At 72.3% G+C, this 1,995-nt stretch carries 2 protein-coding genes; both read right to left on the bottom strand.

Annotated features, from left to right (window positions below; all coding sequences use genetic code 11):
* Positions 1-214: 214 nt before the first annotated feature.
* The gene (locus VNL12_RS14330; RefSeq protein WP_325595623.1) at positions 215-925 is read right to left on the bottom strand and encodes a dienelactone hydrolase family protein; all 711 of its coding nucleotides are present in this window, start codon (positions 923-925) and stop codon (positions 215-217) included.
* Between the two features lie 85 nt (positions 926-1,010).
* Positions 1,011-1,727 (bottom strand): MBL fold metallo-hydrolase, encoded by a 717-nt coding sequence (locus VNL12_RS14325; protein ID WP_349257858.1) that lies wholly within the window; start codon positions 1,725-1,727, stop codon positions 1,011-1,013.
* Between the last annotated feature and the right edge of the window lie 268 nt (positions 1,728-1,995).

The raw sequence follows: 1,995 nt of genomic DNA, 5'->3' as shown, positions 1-1,995 counted from the left end.
GCCATCGTCCCCGCCGAGCAGTCCCAGACCTACGCGGCGCGGGCCCGGGACGCGGGTGACGAGGTGACGCTCCAGGTCCTGGCCGACGCCGATCACTTCGCGGTGATCGACCCGGGCTCCGAGGCCTGGGGCGGGGTCGTGGCCTGGCTCACCGATCGCTTCGCCTGAGCTCCGGCTCCGGCTCCGGACCGGCGTGTAGGTCGAGGTGACGGTCTCAGGTGAGGTGGTGGTGGAGGAAGGCGAGGGTGAGGGCTCGGGATCGGGCCGCCACCTCGGGCTGGTGGAAGCCCGACCGGTCGTTCTCGAAGGCATGGCCCCCGCCCTCGTGGACGCGGAGCTCGATGCGCTCGACGCCGGCCACTGCGGTCTGCACGCGGTCGATGTCGGTGAGAGGGATGAAGTCGTCCGCGGCGCCGAAGTGGAGCAGCGTCGGGCAGGTGACGGCCTCGACCCGGTCGACCGCGTCGGGCACACCGGAGCCGTAGTAGGAGACGCACACCGACGGCTCGCCGAGCGCAGCGGCCATCCAGGCGATGGTACCGCCGAGGCAGTAGCCGATGACACCGGGGGCGCCGTCGACCTCGTCGACGGCCGCCAGGGCATCGAGGGCAGCGACGGTGTCGGCCACCGCGGTGGGGAGGTCGAGGCGCTGCGCCATGGCGAAGGCGGCGGCCATACCGTCGGTGTCGTGGGCCGCCGTCCATCCCGGCTCGAGGCGCCAGTACAGGTCCGGGGCGCCGACCACGAAGCCCTCGGCGGCCAGCTCGGTGGCCACCGCCGAGATCCACTCGCCCACCCCGAAGATCTCCTGCACGAGGACCAACCCCGGTCCGGTGCCCGACGCCGGCAGCCACAGCCTCATGTCCATGGTGCCGTCGTCGAGTGGAACGGTGACGGTGCGGGACGGATCGGCGGGCTCGGTCACAGGGGCTCCTCGGGGAGAACGGACCGGGCGGGGGCCGGCCGGGGGCGGTGCGGGCGGGGATGGGTCGGCGCCGGGACGGGGTCCTTCAGCGGGCGAACATCATCATCCACTGCTCCTGGGTCTGGGGGCGGAACACGGTGTTGCGCTGGCGCACCTCGGCCATGGGCGCCGCCGGCTTCTCGGAGTAGAGGTGGCCGGGGAAGAGCACTGCGTCGTCGGGCACGTGGGCCAGGCGCTGGGTCAGCGAGAGGTACATCTGCTCCGGGTCGCTGCCGGGCAGGTCGGTGCGGCCGCAGCCGTCGAGGAACAGGGTGTCGCCGGCGACGAGGCGGCCTTCGACGAGGAAGCACTGGCTGCCGGGCGTGTGGCCGGGGGTGTGGATGAGGGTGACGGGGACCTCCCCGACCATCACCGTGTCGCCACTGGCGTGGCCGACGAGGTGATCCGCGCTGATCCCGGTCGAGCGGGTGATCCACTCGACCTCGTCGGCCTGGACGTGGACCGGCACCTGCTTGCGGTCGAGCAGCTCGGCCAGCCCGGCGATGGGGTGGCCCATCAGGCTGCCGCCGACGTGGTCAGGGTGGTAGTGGGTGGCGAGGGTGCCGACCAGGCGCATGTCATCGGCGGCGAGGACGTCGAGCACGCCACCGATGTCGTAGGCCGGGTCGATGGCCATCGCCTCGCCCGTCTCACGGTCGCCCAGCAGGTAGACGAAGTTCACCATCTGCTGGGCGACGACGTCGTCGGTGGCGACGTCCATCCCGGCGAGGAGCTGGCGGAAGTAGAAGCGGTCATCGGCCATGGGCTCATGGTGGCACGCACCCGCCCGCCCCACCCCGCCGGGCGGCACGATGGCCCGCTGGGCGATCTCGGCCACGCCTTCCCCGGCGTCGAGCACCGCCCACTCCTCGGGGCCGTAGCGGGTTCCGCGGCCCCGTCGTAGGTGCCCTCGGCACCGGTCTCGTAGCCGTAGTCGTACTGGTGGGCCAGCTCGTGCTGGAGGATGGCGATCGGCGGAGCCTCGCGCCAGTTGAGCGTCGTCGACGTCTCGGGGGAGTCGTAGTCGTACA

This window comes from Iamia sp. (assembly GCF_035575815.1).
Classification (GTDB): Bacteria; Actinomycetota; Acidimicrobiia; order Acidimicrobiales; family Iamiaceae; genus Iamia.
The sequence above is the reverse complement of the archived record's forward strand: the minus strand, read 5'-3'. Positions and strand labels throughout refer to the sequence as shown.

What these genes read in the sequence shown, in the direction of transcription:
- VNL12_RS14325 (WP_349257858.1), bottom strand. Translation starts at nt 1,727, where the DNA reads ATGGCCGATGACCGCTTCTACTTCCGCCAGCTCCTCGCCGGGATGGAC.